General features: G+C 48.0%; 17 protein-coding genes. 8 read left to right on the forward strand and 9 right to left on the reverse strand.

Annotated elements, in window-relative coordinates; all coding sequences use genetic code 11:
• Positions 1 to 28: 28 nt before the first annotated feature.
• The 4 genes from GWR56_RS07150 to ftsH form a co-directional block, all read right to left on the reverse strand.
• Positions 29 to 607: a hypothetical protein gene (locus GWR56_RS07150; protein WP_162430447.1), complete on the reverse strand. Its 579-nt coding sequence runs from the start codon at positions 605 to 607 to the stop codon at positions 29 to 31.
• Between the two features lie 304 nt (positions 608 to 911).
• Complete coding sequence (locus GWR56_RS07155) at positions 912 to 1979, reverse strand: S1C family serine protease (protein WP_162430448.1); 1068 nt, start codon at positions 1977 to 1979, stop codon at positions 912 to 914.
• 108 nt (positions 1980 to 2087) lie between these two features.
• Complete coding sequence (locus tag GWR56_RS07160) at positions 2088 to 3737, reverse strand: murein L,D-transpeptidase (RefSeq protein WP_238395325.1); 1650 nt, start codon at positions 3735 to 3737, stop codon at positions 2088 to 2090.
• On the reverse strand, positions 3721 to 5688 hold the full coding sequence (ftsH, locus tag GWR56_RS07165; RefSeq protein WP_162430449.1) for an ATP-dependent zinc metalloprotease FtsH: 1968 nt from the start codon (positions 5686 to 5688) through the stop codon (positions 3721 to 3723). Before ftsH ends, GWR56_RS07160 begins: the two co-directional genes overlap by 17 nt.
• Before the next feature lie 143 nt (positions 5689 to 5831).
• Between ftsH and GWR56_RS07170 the strand changes: the two genes are divergently transcribed.
• Positions 5832 to 6467, forward strand: coding sequence for a nitroreductase family protein (locus GWR56_RS07170; protein ID WP_162430450.1), 636 nt, complete (start codon positions 5832 to 5834; stop codon positions 6465 to 6467).
• 1 nt (position 6468) lies between these two features.
• On the opposite strand, the gene GWR56_RS07175 is transcribed toward GWR56_RS07170, so the two are convergent.
• Complete coding sequence (locus tag GWR56_RS07175) at positions 6469 to 8169, reverse strand: HAD family hydrolase (RefSeq protein ID WP_162430451.1); 1701 nt, start codon at positions 8167 to 8169, stop codon at positions 6469 to 6471.
• A gap of 169 nt (positions 8170 to 8338) precedes the next feature.
• Between GWR56_RS07175 and GWR56_RS07180 the strand changes: the two genes are divergently transcribed.
• The 3 genes from GWR56_RS07180 (at position 8339) to GWR56_RS07190 (ending at position 11047) form a co-directional block, all read left to right on the forward strand.
• Positions 8339 to 9088, forward strand: coding sequence for an SDR family NAD(P)-dependent oxidoreductase (locus GWR56_RS07180; protein ID WP_162430452.1), 750 nt, complete (start codon positions 8339 to 8341; stop codon positions 9086 to 9088).
• A gap of 12 nt (positions 9089 to 9100) precedes the next feature.
• Positions 9101 to 10093 carry a lysylphosphatidylglycerol synthase transmembrane domain-containing protein gene (locus tag GWR56_RS07185; RefSeq protein ID WP_202925385.1) on the forward strand — a complete coding sequence of 331 codons (993 nt, stop codon included), beginning with the start codon at positions 9101 to 9103 and terminating at the stop codon, positions 10091 to 10093.
• Between the two features lie 93 nt (positions 10094 to 10186).
• Positions 10187 to 11047 (forward strand): universal stress protein, encoded by an 861-nt coding sequence (locus tag GWR56_RS07190; protein WP_162430453.1) that lies wholly within the window; start codon positions 10187 to 10189, stop codon positions 11045 to 11047.
• 132 nt (positions 11048 to 11179) lie between these two features.
• Here the strand turns inward: GWR56_RS07190 and GWR56_RS07195 are convergent, their stop codons facing one another.
• A complete protein-coding gene (locus GWR56_RS07195; protein ID WP_162430454.1) occupies positions 11180 to 12190 on the reverse strand; it encodes a metal-dependent hydrolase in 1011 nt (336 codons plus the stop codon).
• A gap of 123 nt (positions 12191 to 12313) precedes the next feature.
• Between GWR56_RS07195 and GWR56_RS07200 the strand changes: the two genes are divergently transcribed.
• Genes GWR56_RS07200 through GWR56_RS07210 form a run of 3 tightly spaced genes read left to right on the forward strand, consistent with a single transcriptional unit; the run spans position 12314 to position 14551 of the window.
• Complete coding sequence (locus GWR56_RS07200; protein ID WP_162430455.1) at positions 12314 to 13171, forward strand: universal stress protein; 858 nt, start codon at positions 12314 to 12316, stop codon at positions 13169 to 13171.
• Positions 13164 to 13985 carry a phosphatidate cytidylyltransferase gene (locus GWR56_RS07205; protein ID WP_162430456.1) on the forward strand — a complete coding sequence of 274 codons (822 nt, stop codon included), beginning with the start codon at positions 13164 to 13166 and terminating at the stop codon, positions 13983 to 13985. Before GWR56_RS07200 ends, GWR56_RS07205 begins: the two co-directional genes overlap by 8 nt.
• Complete coding sequence (locus GWR56_RS07210) at positions 13982 to 14551, forward strand: CDP-alcohol phosphatidyltransferase family protein (protein ID WP_238395355.1); 570 nt, start codon at positions 13982 to 13984, stop codon at positions 14549 to 14551. The genes GWR56_RS07205 and GWR56_RS07210 overlap by 4 nt, the downstream gene beginning before the upstream one ends.
• Position 14552: 1 nt before the next feature.
• On the opposite strand, the gene GWR56_RS07215 is transcribed toward GWR56_RS07210, so the two are convergent.
• Genes GWR56_RS07215 through GWR56_RS07225 form a run of 3 tightly spaced genes read right to left on the reverse strand, consistent with a single transcriptional unit; the run spans position 14553 to position 15792 of the window.
• Positions 14553 to 14774, reverse strand: coding sequence for an SHOCT domain-containing protein (locus GWR56_RS07215; RefSeq protein WP_162430457.1), 222 nt, complete (start codon positions 14772 to 14774; stop codon positions 14553 to 14555).
• Between the two features lie 20 nt (positions 14775 to 14794).
• Positions 14795 to 15634, reverse strand: a complete 840-nt coding sequence (locus GWR56_RS07220) for a universal stress protein (protein ID WP_162430458.1) — start codon at positions 15632 to 15634, stop codon at positions 14795 to 14797.
• Positions 15631 to 15792, reverse strand: a complete 162-nt coding sequence (locus GWR56_RS07225) for a hypothetical protein (RefSeq protein WP_162430459.1) — start codon at positions 15790 to 15792, stop codon at positions 15631 to 15633. Before GWR56_RS07225 ends, GWR56_RS07220 begins: the two co-directional genes overlap by 4 nt.
• A 153-nt stretch (positions 15793 to 15945) precedes the next feature.
• Here GWR56_RS07225 and GWR56_RS07230 point away from each other — a divergent pair, with 153 nt between their 5' ends.
• Positions 15946 to 16386, forward strand: a complete 441-nt coding sequence (locus GWR56_RS07230) for an Hsp20/alpha crystallin family protein (RefSeq protein ID WP_162430460.1) — start codon at positions 15946 to 15948, stop codon at positions 16384 to 16386.
• Positions 16387 to 16426: the final 40 nt, after the last annotated feature.

The following is a 16426-nucleotide window of genomic DNA, read 5'->3' on the forward strand; positions in this document are numbered from 1 at the left end:
TTGATTATTGATAAAGCAAAGAAACCCCTTATTCAGACAGGCTACCATGATGGTTGTCATTGGCTGCCCTGATTCTTGTCAGAACCGCCCGAACGCTAACAATCAATAATATAATTACGATGAGGATCTCCAGTAAAATGAACCAGGACTGCATCTGTAAGTGTAAGCTTTCCAGTTGCTGTTGTTGGTTCTTTAGCAGTAAACGAGACCGTTCGTCAGCATCTGAGATGGCAGATCTGACCACATCAAGCAACTTTTCTTCTTCCTGCGCTGTTTGCGCTGAGAGTTTGCCTTTCAACCGGTAGCCTTCAGCCTGCCAGTAACGCTGAACGGTATCGATGCCGGTAATGATCAATCGGGTTTGTTCTATCCCTACAGCATCCTTTTTAACCAGTTCCTTCAACTCTTTTAATTGATTGTTGACAGTGTCCGTCATTTGATCATAGCCAATGCGAAATAAAGCCATGCCGCTGGTGCGGTAACGGAGATGCAAAACGTCCAGCAGGCCTACAGAGCGAGAGAGTTCGCTTAGCTGTTCATGAACTTTAAGCTGTGTATTCAAATGGCTGGTTAAGGTTTTTTGCGCGTTCATCCCAACGATGGTCATCACCAGCAGCAGTAGGAGCAGTGCAAGGCTAAACCGTAAACCGCCGATGTGTAAATTACTTAGATGCTTTTTGTTTTCATGGCAGTCTTCTATCTTGAAATGACCAATTTAATAGGCGTTAAGCGCAGATTGCAATGATCAGTATTGGCTGTAGCGCTGATGCAGATCACCCGAACGGCGTTGATCAGGCGTTATCTTTGATCAACTGATGAATGGATCTTATCCTGTTTCAGCCAGATGCAACGTTTGTTGCATTGCGGAGCCGGCAAAGCCCGCCTCCGATTTTTTACACGCCACAATACCATCAATGCTGCACCTGTTTCAAGCCGGGGGAGTGGGTACCTTTCGCCAAATCTCTCCGGTCGTTGTTTTCTGAGAGTATTGTTGTCAGCGTCAGCATGACACCTGCCCGCTCCACGGTAAGCACCAGCCGGTCGCCTGGGTCCCGGACGGCGATGATCTCCCGTAACTGGGCCGCAAAATGCACCGGCTGTTGGCCTATCAATGTTATCACATCATTTTTCCGTAAGCCTGCGTTATAACCTGCGCCATCCTTTATGAGTTTTTCAACCAGCACGCCGTTTGGCGTACTGGCACCCAGCCGCCTGGCTTGTGCATCGTCCAAATCAGTAAAAGTTCCTTCCAGGCAACCATGCCGCACGCGGCCATACATCAACAGATCATGGTAGGCCTTATAGATCAACGGAGCTGGAATAGCGAAACCGTAACCTGCAAATGTTCCCGACGGCGAAATAATGGCCGCGTTTAGCCCGATCAACTGCCCATGGCGGTTTAGCAGCGCACTGCCGCTCATACCTTCGTTAATTGCTGCATCTGTTTGTAAAAACGAATTGACCGTTGAAAGGGTGAGGTCGTCATCTATACTTCGATACCGTGCGCTTAAAATGCCTGCAGTAACCGTTGACGTCAATTCGAGCGGATTGCCAATAGCCAACACCTCATCGCCGATAGCAACGGTTCCCGGATCACCACGTTCAACATAAGACAGGCCCGAGGCTGTGATCTTTAGTAAAGCAAGATCCGCCTGATCGTCTGTTCCGATGAGGTTGGCGCGGTAACTGCGGCGATTTTGCAGAATGATATTCAGGCTGTCGCCACCGGCAAGTACATGGGCGTTTGTAATGATATAACCGTCTGTACTGAGGATGACACCTGATGCGCTGGCGACCAATTTACCCGAACCGTTATTGATCTTAGGCAGGGTCTTTACTAAAGGCGATTGCGGCCTGACCGTTAATATACTATCTGAAAGAAACGATTGCACGATAACAACTGCCGGCAAAGCGCGCGCAGCAGCAGAGCTCAAACCGTTATTAGCCGGTACCTGGGCCCTGAGGATAAGAGGCAGCATCAAAAAACTGTAAATAAAAAGATTTTTCATGATCGACTTTTTTTAAAGCTAAACTTAAACTTGGAGCATCAGCATGATGCGCGTTTCTGTTTAACATGATACCGGTCATTAGTGCCCGGAAACCAATAAGGCGCTGAGCAGTTTTTGATCCATGTTGTATATATCCCTGCGGAAATTAAGCCGGCCGGCGCGATCAACGAAAGCCGTAAAGTAAGCAATGAACACCGGGGTAGCGTGTTGCAGCGTAAGCGTGTTTTCTTTGCCTGCATTCATATAACGCCTGATCTTTTCCACGGGCCAATCCTGCCGGTCCTTTAACAGAAAAGTAGCCAGTCGTTCGGGTTCGCTGATACGAATGCAGCCATGGCTGAATGCACGTGTGCTTTGGTCAAACAAAGATTTAGAGGGAGTATCGTGCAGGTAGATGTTATAAGTATTGGGAAAAAGGAATTTGACCAACCCCAGCGGATTATCCGGACCCGGTTTTTGCCGCACTACCGGCAATCCGTTCCTTTGCCCGGTGATCTCCATGTGGTGCGTTGTCAGATAGTTTGGGTTTCGCTGAATCGCCGGGAGTATTTCCTGGCGGAGGATGCCGGGGGGAACATTCCAGTACGGGCTGAAAACTATATATTTTACTTCCCCATAGAATACGGTTGTACGGTTCATGGTTTTTCCAACCACGGCGTTACAACTCCAGAGCAAGCTGTCGGCATGATAAACATGCAGCTTAAACTCAGGTATATTAACGGCCAGGTAGTCGCCCTTGAGCTGCACGGGCAACCAGCGGCTGCGTTCCATATTTACAATCAATTGTTCTATCCGTTTCTGAGGCGTTACATTTAACTCCTTTAATGTTTCGGCGTTCAATATGCCGTTTATAGGTAAACCGTGCCGTTCCTGGAAAAGTTGAACTGCGCGAGCGAGTTCCTCACTGAAAACGGAATTGGTCGTGTCGCCGGAAAAATCGTCCAGTCGCATCAGCCTGACTTTAACACTGCGAACGGTAGCCGAGGTATCTCCGAGTTTTAAATCGCGCGGAAGCCAAATAGGCGCCCAGTTTTCGGCTGCCAATTGATGGTATTTGATCAGGAAATGCCTAAGCAGTTCATACTGGCGATAAACGGGCTCGCCGGGGACAACGCCCGTTGGCCGGGCTGCGATCAGCGTGTCCAGGTATTGCTGATAGTCGATTTTTTTGCGCGGAAGGTACCAATTGACGGAATGGCTGGTTGCAGCGCCCTGTCCAGTCCAGGCTAAATTGGCGAATACAAAGTACTGCGCCGTTAACATAAGTTCAAGGTCGGTATCGGCAGTCCGCGATGATGGGTTACCGGCGAACAAAAGCGAATCCAATGCCTGCTGGTAGGGCGCCTGCTGTTGCAGGCCTTCAAGTTTCAAATTCCGTACACGGTTCGCCAGGTTGGATGCCTGTTCTATCAGTTGCCCATTCTCGAACCAGGCAAAAGCATATTGCCGGCGCCTGTAAAAGCCCTCAATATCTTTGGCATAGCGCATTAAAACAGGGTATTTGCCAAAAAAAATTTTTAAACGGGTGCTGTCGAGGGTCACCGTGCTTTGACTACTAAAGTTGCCGCGTACACTTTGGTTCCATTGATCCCGGCGGGTATCAACATTGGCGGGGTTAGATGCCTTTTGCTGGCTGCATGCCGGTAAATACATTAGCAGTGTGAGCAGTGCTATGATAACTTTAGACAGGCCAACTGCCATCCGCGTTATTTTAATTATAAATTTCATGATCGCTTAAATCAAAATACTTAAAACCTACAGTGCGCTTACCCAAAATTTCTTCAAGGTCTTTCTGATCAACAATTTCCTTTTTCAATAACAAAGCGGCGAGCTCTTCTAATAACGCCCTGTTTTCTTCCAGTATAACTGTTGCATCCCGGTACGCCATTGCCAGCAATTTACGCACTTCTGAGTCAATGAGGTCGCCTGTAGCTTCACTAAAGGGCTTTTGTAGTGATAGGTCGCGCTGCCCGGTAGAATCGTAATAGCTAATGTTGCCAAGCCTTTTATCAAAACCATAGTAAACCACCATGCTATAGGCTTCTTTGGTAGCTTTTTCCAGATCGTCTAACGCTCCCGAAGAAACTTCGTTAAACATCACTTCCTCAGCCGCCCTTCCTCCCAGTGTTGCACATAAACGCTCCCTGAAGGCGGTTTTACTACGTAGTTGTTTTTCTTCGGGCAGGTACCAGGATGCGCCCAGCGATTTGCCGCGCGGAATTATAGATACCTTAACCAACGGATCAACCGTTCTGAGCAGCCAGCTGACTATTGCATGGCCAGCTTCATGGGTAGCTATCGTTCTTTTTTCCCCGGCCGAAATGATCTTACTTTTCTTTTCAAGCCCGGCTACGATGCGGTCAACGGCTTCACCGAAGTCTGCCATGGCTATCTTGTCAGCTTTTCTGCGTGCCGCGATCAATGCCGCCTCATTACAGATATTTGCAATGTCGGCACCTGAAAAGCCGGGCGTTTGTCCCGCAAGCATTGTCAGGTCTATATCGTCTGCCATGGTCAGCCCGGCTGCATGCACATGAAATATAGCGGTCCTTTCTGTAAGATTAGGCAGTTCGAGGTAAATGTGACGATCGAACCTGCCCGGCCGTACCAGGGCTGGGTCAAGCATGTCGGCCCGGTTTGTCGCGGCCAGAACAATTACCCCCGTGTTAGTGCCAAAGCCGTCCATTTCTGTTAATAATTGATTCAGGGTGCTTTCGCGCTCGTCATTAGATCCGTTCAAAAGAGCGCCCTTTCCCCGCGAACGCCCAATGGCATCTATCTCATCGATAAAAATGATACAAGGTGCCTTATTTTTTGCCTGCTGGAAAAGATCGCGCACACGTGAAGCGCCCACGCCTACAAACATCTCGACAAACGCAGCCCCCGAGATAGAGAAGAAGGGTACTTGTGCTTCACCTGCTACCGCCTTAGCGAGCAAGGTTTTGCCAGTCCCCGGCGGCCCCACCAAAATGACGCCTTTGGGTATTTTAGCGCCAAGTTTTGTAAAAGAATCGGGTTTTTTAAGAAAGTCGACAATTTCCTGAACCTCAACCTTAGCCTCTTCTAAGCCGGCTACATCTGCAAAAGTTACCTTGCTGTTTTCTTTTTCCATTAAGATAGCCGGCGATTTTCCGAAGTTAAATATCGATGCCCCCCCGGGGCCGTCTACGCCACCGGCCCGGCGCATCAGGTAGTTCCACAAAAAAAACAAGAGCACAAACGGAACCACCCAACTTAGCAGGTTAAGCAGCCAGTTGCTTTCTGTCACATAGCTCACGGGAATATGCTTGGCCGGAGAAAAAGCCTGCTCCGCTTCGTCAAGGTGATGTTCAAATGTTTCTACGGAGCCGATATTGAAAGTGTAGTGCGGACCGTAATATAATCCATTGCCAAAAATAGGTTTAAACACTTCTTTAAAGGCTGTATCTTTAGAGAAAGAGCTTTTAATGTAAACGTCAACACGCTCCTTATTAACTACCTCAAGTTTAGCAACTGCCTTTCGCGACAATATTTTGGTGGAAAATTGTTGCCAGGTGGTCTCCTTAGCCATTTTTCCTGAAAGCAGTGGTGAAAGAAACAAGTATAGCAAAATGATCACATACACCCAGGCCCAGTTAAATGGTGGCTTATTGATCTTGCCGGCGGGCTTTGTTTTATCCGGGGGCGTCACTTTTTTCATAAAATAAAGGTGGCCTTCTGATGCTGATAAAAAAATGACGTCAAAAGGCAGGCTAACTGATGAGCATCATTTTAAACTTTGTTTGTTGTCAGCTTTTACCGGCCCGGAAATAAAGTACTTTACTGCTATCAATCTGTATCGTTATGAAATCTGAAACGATTAGTGTTAAACCTGGAAACGAGACGATCAAAACTATTTTTGACCGAAGGGCCGTACGCCAGTATCGGCCGCAAATGATTGATGATGACTTGCTTGAGCAAATCCTCAATGCCGGCCGGATGGCACCCTCTGCTATGAACGGGCAGCCCTGGAAGTTCTATGTCGTAACGCATAGGGATACGATTGACGCCTTTTCTAAAGAAATTACTAAAGTGATCCCTAAATTGCTGGTCAAAATGGCTTTGAAGCATCCGATGAAGGCCATAAAGACGTTATTGCATAGTTCGCATGACCAGGTTACGGCAGAAGATGATCACATTTTTCACGGAGCACCGGTGGTTATATTTATCACCTCGCCTAAGGACAACGAGTGGGGTGGGCTTGAAACGGGCATGTGCGCGCAAAACATGATGCTCGCCGCGCGCTCACTTGGATTGGATAGTTGCCCTGTAGGGTTAGCGAAATACATTGATCAAACATCCCTTTATCAACAGCTGGAAGCATCAGAAAGCGAAAAAGTACAGTTGGCGATTGTATTTGGCTATGGGGCAGAAAGCCCTTCAATGCAGCCACGAGCCAGACATACTACCATATTTATTGACCGCATGGAGTGTTGTTGAGTCAGGCGGGTAAGGTATACCTCTCCATTATCATTTTGAATATTGCCTGCCTGGAAGCCCGGCTGTCGTCCGTCCCGTTTTCAACCTGCTCAGCAGCAACGGCCAAACTTTCATCTTTTACAGAGTGACGGAACCAGTTGGAATAGTCATGACGACGTAGATGGTATGACCAGGTATCATCATCTACGCCGCTTCCCATCTGAATGAACATCATCAGGTTATTAGCTTTCAGATTGAGGCGGTGAGCAGGGCCATTAAAATAGAAGCTATTGTAACCCATATCGCCGGTTGCATACTTGCGTTTATGCCTCATGAGCAGCGAGCCCGGCAGGTCACTTTTAACCAGCCGCAAATGGGGCCGGTTTTTTTGCCAAACCAGTACTTCGCCTTTTTGAAACGACTGATTTTCAGGCATAGGGAGGTCAGCAGATAATATGTGGGCCACTGATCGCATGGTCTGGTCGGGCGCTTCGCCCATAACCAGCGCAGTATTTATCCTTTTAACCAATTCCCGGTCCAGCAGTTCGGGCCTTGTGGTGATGGCCATAAAGCTGTTAAACTCTACCGGGAATTCTACCTGGCGGGAGCTGTGCTGATGCGGCATCAGGTGATGAGCCTCATCCATGATGATAAAGTGCGGATGACCCGTAGCTTTCCGAAGCCCGGCAACTGCCTGCGCTAACTTGTTGAAATAGGCGGGGCGGTCATCCAGCGGAACGGCCAGAATGCATACGATCACGTTTTCATCGGCCCTGGTCAGCAAGGCTGTTACTTCACCTATCTGGGGCGGATGGTCTCCGTCACCAATCGTAAGTATGCCAGGTAAGTCCTGATAATCACCCTCAGGATCAATGAGGCAGAATTGATAAGCTTTTGCAATCAATTTTTCGATAAAGGCAGCAGCCAGTGTGGTTTTCCCGAAACCGGAAGTACCCGCAAGTAATATCCGCTCGCCATAGGGGCATACCTCAAATAAACTACCGTTCATTTCTTTGCCTAATGACAAGTAGTGCCGGGACAAGCAAGGATCGATCTGCGCCAGATCATCATCTATCAGCCGTTGAATAAGCTGCATCACACCTTCGCCCGCAGGCCTGTCGGTAGTCCAGTCTGCAATTTGGCAAACCTGCGGCAGGGCATTTTGAACAGCTACAGCGCATTCCGCCGTAAGCAGCATAGCGGTATCATTCTCCGCATCGCCAATAGCTACCGAGTTATGTTCAGACATCTGCAACTCGCGTAATGCCTGGTGCAGGCCGGTGGCCTTGTTTATACCGGGCGGCAATACCATTACGGCACCTTTATTAAAGATCAGCTGATATTCTAAACCTGCGGTCTTTATCGCGTTCAAAAAAACCTGCTGATGCGGCTCCCGGCCGGCAACAATTACATGCCCTATGGCAACAGGCACCGCCTGATCCTCTAAAAAATCGATAAATTCCTTTGGTGGGGGTGAACCCAGCAGCGCCAAAGTGAGGGTTGCCGGACAATAGATCACCGCACCGTTTTCTGCTACGATACGATCGAATACAACGTACTCGGGAAATACTGCTTTTAACTCTTCCAACTGGCGCCCGGTTACCAGAATAAGCTTCCTCCCGGTTGCCTTAAGCGCTTTAAGCGCCTGGATAGCTTCAGGCATAACCCGGTCGTTACTGGCAAGTGTGCCGTCATAATCAGTAATGAAGCAATGGTATCGCATAGCAAGTGATTGATAAACAAAGCTTTTGATTCTGTAAATAAGCTGCAATGACTTTAGTCAGGCAGATAACTGATCGCCAACAGCCTGCAGATCATCCACCCGGGTGATAAATATCATTTAAGTTACCGTCGCCAAATATGACCTTTGTAACTCAACAAAAACGACAAACATGAAAAATTTGGAAAACAAGGTAGCTATCATCACCGGTGCAGCTTCGGGCATTGGCAAGGCCATAGCGCTGCTTTACGCAGCCGAAGGCGCAAAACTGGTTCTTTCAGACATTAATACTGAGCACGGCGAAGCCGTTGTGGGGGAGATCAAAAGCAAAGGTGGTGAAGCGATATTCCTTCAGACAGATACTTCTTTACCTGTTGCAAATGAAAAGCTGGTTGAAAACGCCATTAAGCAGTTTGGTGGCTTGCACATAGCTGTTAATAACGCGGGCATCGGCGGTCCGTTGAGTCAGGTGGCCGAGTATCCGTTAGAAGGCTGGGATAAGGTGATCAGTACCAACCTTTCCGGGGTGTTTTATGGCATGCATTACCAGGTTCCGGCAATTATCAATTCAGGTGGAGGAAGTATTGTAAACATGGCCTCTATCCTGGGTAAAGTAGCAACAAAGGGTTCGCCGGCCTATGTTGCAGCCAAACATGGCGTAATTGGTTTAACTGAAGCGGCTGCGCTTGAATACGCCGATAAAGGCGTGCGTATCAATAGCATAGGCCCCGGATATATCCGTACACCTTTATTGGATATGCTTGACGAAAGCGCGTTAAACGCTGTGAAAGCATTACACCCCATGGGCCGCCTGGGTACGGCGGAAGAAGTTGCCGAATTAGCGCTGTGGCTCAATTCAGACAAAGCCTCGTTTGTTACCGGCTCGTATTACAATATTGATGGTGGTTATCTGGCGCAGTAAACGATATGTGGCATGAGAAAAGCAGCTGTGTTCAGGCCGGCGCGAATCCTTTTTTACATACTATCGCTACTGGTCTTTTACCTCGCTATCCGGTACATCGGAACGTTAAAAGATATCCGTTTGCTTTTGGCACAAATGAGCGCGGCCTGGCTTATCCTGGCCGTTACTGCCCAGGTAACAACTTATTTGTTAAACGTGATGATCTTTCGAACACTTTTGAATGGCCAAACCGGCACTGCCGGCTTCATTACGCTTTTTAAACTGTCCATTGTTATTCTCTTTGTTAATCAGGCTTTGCCAAGCGGGGGAATAAGTGGTAATGGTTACCTGTTCCGTCAACTGGTGAAAAGGAAAGTGCCGGTTGCAAAAGCATATCAGGCGCTGGTTTTAGAATCAATTACGTATTACCTGGCCTTTATATTTTTATTGACCGGGCTGTATGCCTGGGTATGGCATCAGCCCGGTCACCAGCCTGTAATGAGCTATACGGTTCTTATCGGGTGCGTATTTTTTTGCTGCCTTGGTGCATTGATGCTGGGTATCAGTAATCGACGCACAATTTCGTATCTGCTGCCAAAGCTTAACCGCATACGTTGGTTGAAGCGTTACATCGCAAACAGTGGCTTGCTTACCCTTTCAAAAAGCGGAAACGCGGATTGGAAGGATCTTTTCAAGGATAAGAAAGCTTTGATTTGCGCGGTGTTTTACCATATGAGCATCCTGGTTTGTGACGCGGTCACGGTATTTGCCATTATACATGGTTTTCATGTTACCTTGCATCCGGCCTTAATCATGTACGGCCTGTTATTAAGCCTGGTAATCGGTTCTCTCCCCATATCGCCGGGTGCGCTGATAGCGTATGAAAGTGCCATGACTTATTTTTACACGGTACTGGGCTTACCGGTTCACGCGGCGCTTATTGTTACCCTGCTTTTTCGCTTCTTCTCGTTTTGGCTGCCTATACCTATTGGCCTGGCGCTTTACCGCAACCTTCGCCATCGTTAATATCAGCGTGACCAGGATCATTTTTCGCGCTGCCAGCCGTCAGTGGATGGCGCCTCCGCTAAGGCTATTTTGCAGGTATTTCAGATTACGTTTATGAAAATGATACTGGTTTTAACAGATTTCTCGCGGAATTCGGCTCACGCAGCCCGTTCAGCCGCCTGGCTGGCGGAAAAATTCCACGCAGGCCTGCTGCTATGGAACTGTTCACCAAAGATACCTATAATGCCGGGCTACCTGGGAGGTGCTGCAGTAGCCGAAGCGGTGGCCGGAACCGGGGAAGGCGAAGGGTTGCTTGATGTGGCGGTGCGACAATTAGACGACTATATTAGCAGCACCGGCGGCACATACAAGCCACGATTATTTACCTGTTACAAGGAAGGAAGCCTGGAAAGGGAACTGGCCCTGCAATTGGACGAACACCCGGTTGAGCTGATCGTGATGGGTTCGGCAGCTTCGTCGTGCAGCGTTGAACATGTTTTTAGCGGAAGCGACACATTCAAAGTTCTTGAAACAGCAACATGCCCTGTATTGGTTGTGCCGCCAAGAGCTGGTTTGGATCAATTGGAAAAGATAGTTTTTGCCACTGATTTTGAACCGCAGGATCTAAACGCGCTTCGCCATCTTCAGGAACTATTTTCGATGTTTGATTTGGATATCGAACTGGTGCATGTTACGCTGAATGGCGATAAGGATGATTCTACCATCGCTAAAGAAAAGCAGTTCCTGACGCAATTGAGCGGGTTTGATAAACCGATCAACTATAAAGAGATCCGGGGGAAAGATGTTACCGGCCGTTTGAACCGCATCAGTAAACAAACGGGTGCCGACCTGCTTTCAATGACGCATCACCAATATTCGGTATTTAAAAGACTGCTGACCTACAGCCAGGCCAAAAAAGAACTGGCACATCAAAAAATACCGTTGTTATTATTCCCCTTTAATGCTAAAAGGTGATGATTGTCAGCGTTTGGGAAGCGCCGGCGACTGGTGGCAAACTGAGCGCACACCTGATCTAGTACCCTTGACCGGCAGGGACACCGGGGTAAAGCGATAAGTTTACAGATACAGCTATCAGAAATCTACCCTTCACTCACCCCTGATGCGCCGGTAGAGTGACCGAACTGCCTGCTTGTTCCAGCCTGCCAGCCTGCCGCGTTGAACAGCCAATCTGTTATCATTTGGCTGTTCAGGGAAGTAATAAAAGGCAAATGCCGCCCGAGGATTTTGCCAGCCAATGATCTGGCCGAAACGCAGGTCGTTAAATACAAGGGTATCCTTACGCATTTCTGCCGTGTAGAATTGTGGCGAAAAGCGAATAAGCTGCTGAACGGTGGCCTGGTGCTTAGCCCTGGCCAGTAAATAGGCATTACGCGGGAAATAATGCAGGGACAGGTGTTCTTCGTTATCAAAAACCGAATAATAGGTTGTATAATAACCGCTATCTGTGCCGGCTACAATATACCATAACCAATTTTGTAGCGGCGCGGGCGTGCTCATGTAACGAGAGTAGGTTATCTTTTGGCGTTTTAGCAATTCGGTTACCCTTTGGTCGACTATCTTTTTATGGGCGCCGCAATACAACACGTAAAAAAATGCCATCCCTAATCCAAAAATACTCCAGATCCGTCTGCGTATAACACTGTTTTTCGCAAATAGCAGCATCAAACAAGTGCTTAAGGGCCACATCAATAAAAAAGGGTCGGCAACGTAAATAATATTAAACGCTACACGCCCGGTACTAAAGGGCTCCCACCAGCCGGTGCCATAGTTGTTGAGGGCATCCAGGATATCATGCAATAAAATGGCGATCCAGATGAACAAAAACCACTTGCTCCAGTTCATATCTGCGTTACGGGGCCGGCGGTAGGCAAAAGTAGCCAGCAAAAGCGCTATTATTATACTGGTTATAAAAGAATGCGTAATACCACGATGTGCCAGCAATGCGGCGGGCGTGGGCAGCCAAAGGGCGGTTACCACATCAATATCCGGCAAACTGTGCAACACCGCCCCCCAAACCAGCGCACGTTTACCCAGGTAACGGCCAGCAATGGCTTCGCCTAAGCACGCGCCGAGCGTCAGATGTGTCAGGATATCCATAATCAGTGCAAGATAAACCCGGCTTAGCTTATTGACGCTGACTAAAAACAGCCCGTCGCATGATCGTTATCATGCTAATTTCCGGTAGCATTCACGAGCTTAGATCGTTTAAGTACCGTAATTATGAAATGTGTTTTGATTCTGACGGATTTCTCGGCCGCCGCCAGGTGCGCAGCAGAGCAGGCGCTGTTCATCGCAGCGCAGATGAACGCCGAAATTTGGCTGGTTAACGTTTATCCTATCACGCCGTATCTGCCATCGGTGGGTTCGGCCGTACTTCAGGAGCCTACTGCTGTCCAAAAGCGGCATGATAGTATGGTGAAATTGAACCGGGAAGTGCGGCGGCTGGAGCGTATCAAGCTTCCCGGGCAGCGTCCGGTGGTACGCCCCATCGCGCTTGAAGGACAGCTTGCCGAGTGTGTAGCAGGGCTGGCGCACAGGAAAAAAAGCCGGTTGATTGCCATGGGGGTATCCGGCAAGTCTTACGGCGATATGCTGTTTAGCGGCGATGTAAAGACGGTATTGCAGCAAGTCCGTTGCCCCATATTGGCTACGCCGGGCAACCGCGTAAGTTACGGGATACATCATGTTTTGTTTGCTACAGACCTGGCCGCCGCAGACGAGGCTGTTATAGGCGATCTTGTTGATTTAACGGCACGCCTTAAAGCCCGGCTAACCATAGGTCACGTGTCTCCCAGGGTTGTTATCCCAGATTTTGCGGAAGAAAGCAGCACTTCGGCCTTCAGCCAAAAGATCAAAAGCTTATATCCTGCAACCCGCCATACGAGCGCGAGGGCCACGAAGGTTATTGAAGGACTGGACACCATGCAAGCAGAAACAGGGGTAGATATTATTGCCCTGCGCTATCGAAAACATCCTTTTTGGTACCACCTATTTCATGAAAACCCGTTGAAGGAGTTACTCAATAAGGGGAATACTTCCTTACTGATCTTTCCGGATAACGCAGTAGAACATGACTAATTTTAAAACACGCGTTTTAACCGGTATCGCATTGGTAACGGTTATTCTTGGCGGTATATGGCTGGGGTCAGTTTATTTCGCAGGTTTGCTGGTGATAATCAACATGCTAAGCCTGCGGGAGTTTTACCGACTGTTGGAGACGCCGGATACAAGGCCTGCCGGCACGGCGGGGTACTTTCTTTCCAGCAGCCTTATCATCACCACTTACATAGTAAGCAGCGGTATGGGCGGTTGGGAGTGGTTGCTACTCAATTTGGCGGTTGGTTTCGGTATTTTTGTCGCGTCGCTTTACGGGCCTGGTTACAGGCCTTTTCAATCATTAGCGGTCACTTTTTTAGGAATCATCTGCATTTGTTTGCCGCTGTGTTGTTTCCTGGCGCTGCCCTTCCTGCCCAAACCAGGGAATATATATCATGCTCAAATCCCTTTAAGTGTCTTTTTGCTGCTCTGGTCAAATGACAGTGGAGCTTACCTATGTGGAAAACTAACAGGTAAACATCCTTTATTTAAACGCATCTCGCCAAAAAAAACCTGGGAAGGAAGTGTAGGCGGAGCAATAGTTTGCTTATTGATGGGCTACCTGATATCGCGGCATATTCTGTTGCTTACAATTGCAGACTGGCTGATGCTGACTTTCATCATCATCATCAGTGGCACCTATGGCGACCTGATCAAATCATTGCTGAAACGCAGTCTTAATGTGAAAGATTCGGGTACTATATTGCCGGGGCATGGCGGCATGCTGGACCGTTTCGATAGCCTTTTAGGTTCCGCTCCGTTTGTTTTGATTTACCTTATCATGGTTTGGCGATGAAAAAGATGAGTTACCAATTGATTAACCTGATCACATTTTACCGGCTGGCAGCTGCGCCTGTGCTGGTCATCCTATTGCTGTGCCATCAGTTTAACATTTTTAAATGGCTGCTGGCCATCAGTTTTTTTACGGACGCTATAGATGGCTGGCTGGCCCGCCGCTTCAAGGCGGTTAGTTTGATGGGGGCGCGTATAGATTCCATCGCCGATGACCTGACTGTGTTGGTTGCCGTTTTAGGCATAGCGCTATTTCATGTCGATTTTTTATGCGCCGAATGGCAGTTGGTGGCCGCTTTGATTTTATTTTATATGCCGCAAAATAGCATCGCCCTTATTCGCTTCGGCAAATTAACCAGTTTTCATACATATCTGGCAAAGATAGCCGCTGTTCTTCAAGGCATGTTCCTGGTCCTGTTTTACTTTCTGGACGAACCATTGACTTACCTTTTTTATATTACCTCAATTTTTACGCTGCTTGATCTGGCGGAAGAGATTGTGCTGGTACTGATCCTCCCAAAGTGGCAGGCGGATGTTAAAGGGCTATACTGGGTTCTCCGTCAAAATTGACTTATTCATTTTCCAGGATATTTTTACGCTCGCGATATTCATCTTTTGTAATTTCGCCCGCGGCAAAACGCTTTTTCAAAATGTCCAGCGGGGAATCTCGTCTTTTGCGTTGCCCCGGAATATCGTAAGGTGTGGCAAATATCCAGATCAGTAAACAAACCCAAAGAAACCACCATACCAAGTGCATTCCCCAATAGTAATAGTTTGTAAAAAAGTCTCTCATTGGTTTAAGCATTAAAAGTTTTATTTATAATCCGGCGGAAAGATGATAACCGGTAATTGTTGTTGCGCAATGGCGGCCTTAGATTCGCTGTGGCCGAACAGCCGTGCCACTAAAGAATGATGCTGGTGGCTCAATGCCAAAAGGTCTACCTTTTCGTCCGCGCAGTAATGCTGCAACGCGGGTTGAACCGCTTCCCTGAACACTTGTTTGCAAGTGAGTCCGCGGTGTAAAAGAAATTTGCGAAAGGCCATTTCAGCGCCTATCGCTGTGGCTGCTTCGCCGGGCCGTAATATGTGAACAATTTGCAGTTCAAAATCAAGGTCTTTGCCTAAATCCAACAGAAAATCTACGGCAGGCAAGTCGGATATTTCAAAGTTGGTAGCAAACACCACCTTTTTCGGAATATCCAGGTGTGCTGACGATGGTATTATGCAAACGGGCTTGCGGGATTTGCGGATCACCGCGGCCGTATCGCTCCCTGTAAGTAAATGATCGATCGTCCCGCCGGTTCTTCCACCCATGATCACCATGCTCATCTCGTTTCCAGCGGTAAGTTCCCGAACATTCTCAGCCAGGCCGCCGTCGCCGGTTTTACAGTCGATATGGGTTTTGCAACCGGCAATTGTGCCGCATAACTCATTTAGCCGGTGAGCTCCTTTTTGTAAATGTTCCATGCTGTCTGCATAATACATATCCGGAGTAACCAACGGGCCTTCGATATTACTAAGGGCCATAGGCACATACGAAAACGTGTGATACAAAACAAGATCGGCCGACATTTTTGATGATAACCGCAGGGCAGCCGACTCGGCATGTGCTGCATTGGCCGAGAAATCGGTAAGTACTAATAGCTTTTTCATTTATTTTTCTTCATTAGTGCGTGCCATAATTTCAGCGCCTCCGCCTGCAGTTTTTTAACTCCTTCCAGCCGTCGGGCTTGTTCATCTTTTTCAGACAACGGGTGTTCCGTTTTTAACGGCTTTCCGTGGTTTCCGTTTGTTTTTGAGCCAGGTTTCATAATCAAAGTTAGCCCGCCCTTCCCTCACGGCAAATGATCGGCCCCACTGTCCGGGCTGATCTAAATCACCCGTACGGATGACGGGCATCCTGCCCCGGGACGGTACCGGAAATTACTTTTGTTTAAATTTTTTATCATTAATCATTTTATATCATGAAAAATCAAAGCTTAACAAAAATTGAAGAAAGGATCCCTGTTGTGTTTGAGGACCTGTTCAGGCCTTGGAGCGATTTATTTGACGGTAGTTTTTTTAAACGTGCCACCAATGTTCCGGCCGTGAATATTATTGAGAACAAAGATCACTACCAGCTGGCGCTCTCCGCCCCGGGGTTAAAGAAAGACGATTTTAAGGTTGACCTGGATGATGATGTGTTGACCATTAGCAGTGAAAAGGAAGATAGCAAAGAAGAGAAGGACGGGAAATACACCCGCCAGGAATATAATTATTCGTCGTTCAGCCGGAGCTTTACACTTCCGGAAGGAGCCGACAAGGAAAAGCTTAGCGCTAAGTATGAAGACGGCGTGTTAAAGATCAATATCCCCCGCAACGGGAAAATTAAAAGTACTTCGGCGAAGAAGATCGCTGTAAATTAAGCCTTTTCAATTCGGCTTATGCCCCGCCCCAGGTGGCGGG

This window comes from Mucilaginibacter sp. 14171R-50, assembly GCF_010093045.1.
Lineage (GTDB): Bacteria > Bacteroidota > Bacteroidia > Sphingobacteriales > Sphingobacteriaceae > Mucilaginibacter.

Coding starts and splice junctions, on each gene's coding strand:
- GWR56_RS07150 (WP_162430447.1), bottom strand. CDS start 607: ATGACCATCGTTGGGATGAACGCGCAAAAAACCTTAACCAGCCATTTG.
- GWR56_RS07155 (WP_162430448.1), bottom strand. CDS start 1,979: ATGCTGCCTCTTATCCTCAGGGCCCAGGTACCGGCTAATAACGGTTTG.
- GWR56_RS07160 (WP_238395325.1), bottom strand. CDS start 3,737: ATGAAATTTATAATTAAAATAACGCGGATGGCAGTTGGCCTGTCTAAA.
- ftsH (WP_162430449.1), bottom strand. CDS start 5,688: ATGAAAAAAGTGACGCCCCCGGATAAAACAAAGCCCGCCGGCAAGATC.
- GWR56_RS07170 (WP_162430450.1), top strand. CDS start 5,832: ATGAAATCTGAAACGATTAGTGTTAAACCTGGAAACGAGACGATCAAA.
- GWR56_RS07175 (WP_162430451.1), bottom strand. CDS start 8,169: ATGCGATACCATTGCTTCATTACTGATTATGACGGCACACTTGCCAGT.
- GWR56_RS07180 (WP_162430452.1), top strand. CDS start 8,339: ATGAAAAATTTGGAAAACAAGGTAGCTATCATCACCGGTGCAGCTTCG.
- GWR56_RS07185 (WP_202925385.1), top strand. CDS start 9,101: ATGAGAAAAGCAGCTGTGTTCAGGCCGGCGCGAATCCTTTTTTACATA.
- GWR56_RS07190 (WP_162430453.1), top strand. CDS start 10,187: ATGAAAATGATACTGGTTTTAACAGATTTCTCGCGGAATTCGGCTCAC.
- GWR56_RS07195 (WP_162430454.1), bottom strand. CDS start 12,190: ATGGATATCCTGACACATCTGACGCTCGGCGCGTGCTTAGGCGAAGCC.
- GWR56_RS07200 (WP_162430455.1), top strand. CDS start 12,314: ATGAAATGTGTTTTGATTCTGACGGATTTCTCGGCCGCCGCCAGGTGC.
- GWR56_RS07205 (WP_162430456.1), top strand. CDS start 13,164: ATGACTAATTTTAAAACACGCGTTTTAACCGGTATCGCATTGGTAACG.
- GWR56_RS07210 (WP_238395355.1), top strand. CDS start 13,982: ATGAAAAAGATGAGTTACCAATTGATTAACCTGATCACATTTTACCGG.
- GWR56_RS07215 (WP_162430457.1), bottom strand. CDS start 14,774: ATGAGAGACTTTTTTACAAACTATTACTATTGGGGAATGCACTTGGTA.
- GWR56_RS07220 (WP_162430458.1), bottom strand. CDS start 15,634: ATGAAAAAGCTATTAGTACTTACCGATTTCTCGGCCAATGCAGCACAT.
- GWR56_RS07225 (WP_162430459.1), bottom strand. CDS start 15,792: ATGAAACCTGGCTCAAAAACAAACGGAAACCACGGAAAGCCGTTAAAA.
- GWR56_RS07230 (WP_162430460.1), top strand. CDS start 15,946: ATGAAAAATCAAAGCTTAACAAAAATTGAAGAAAGGATCCCTGTTGTG.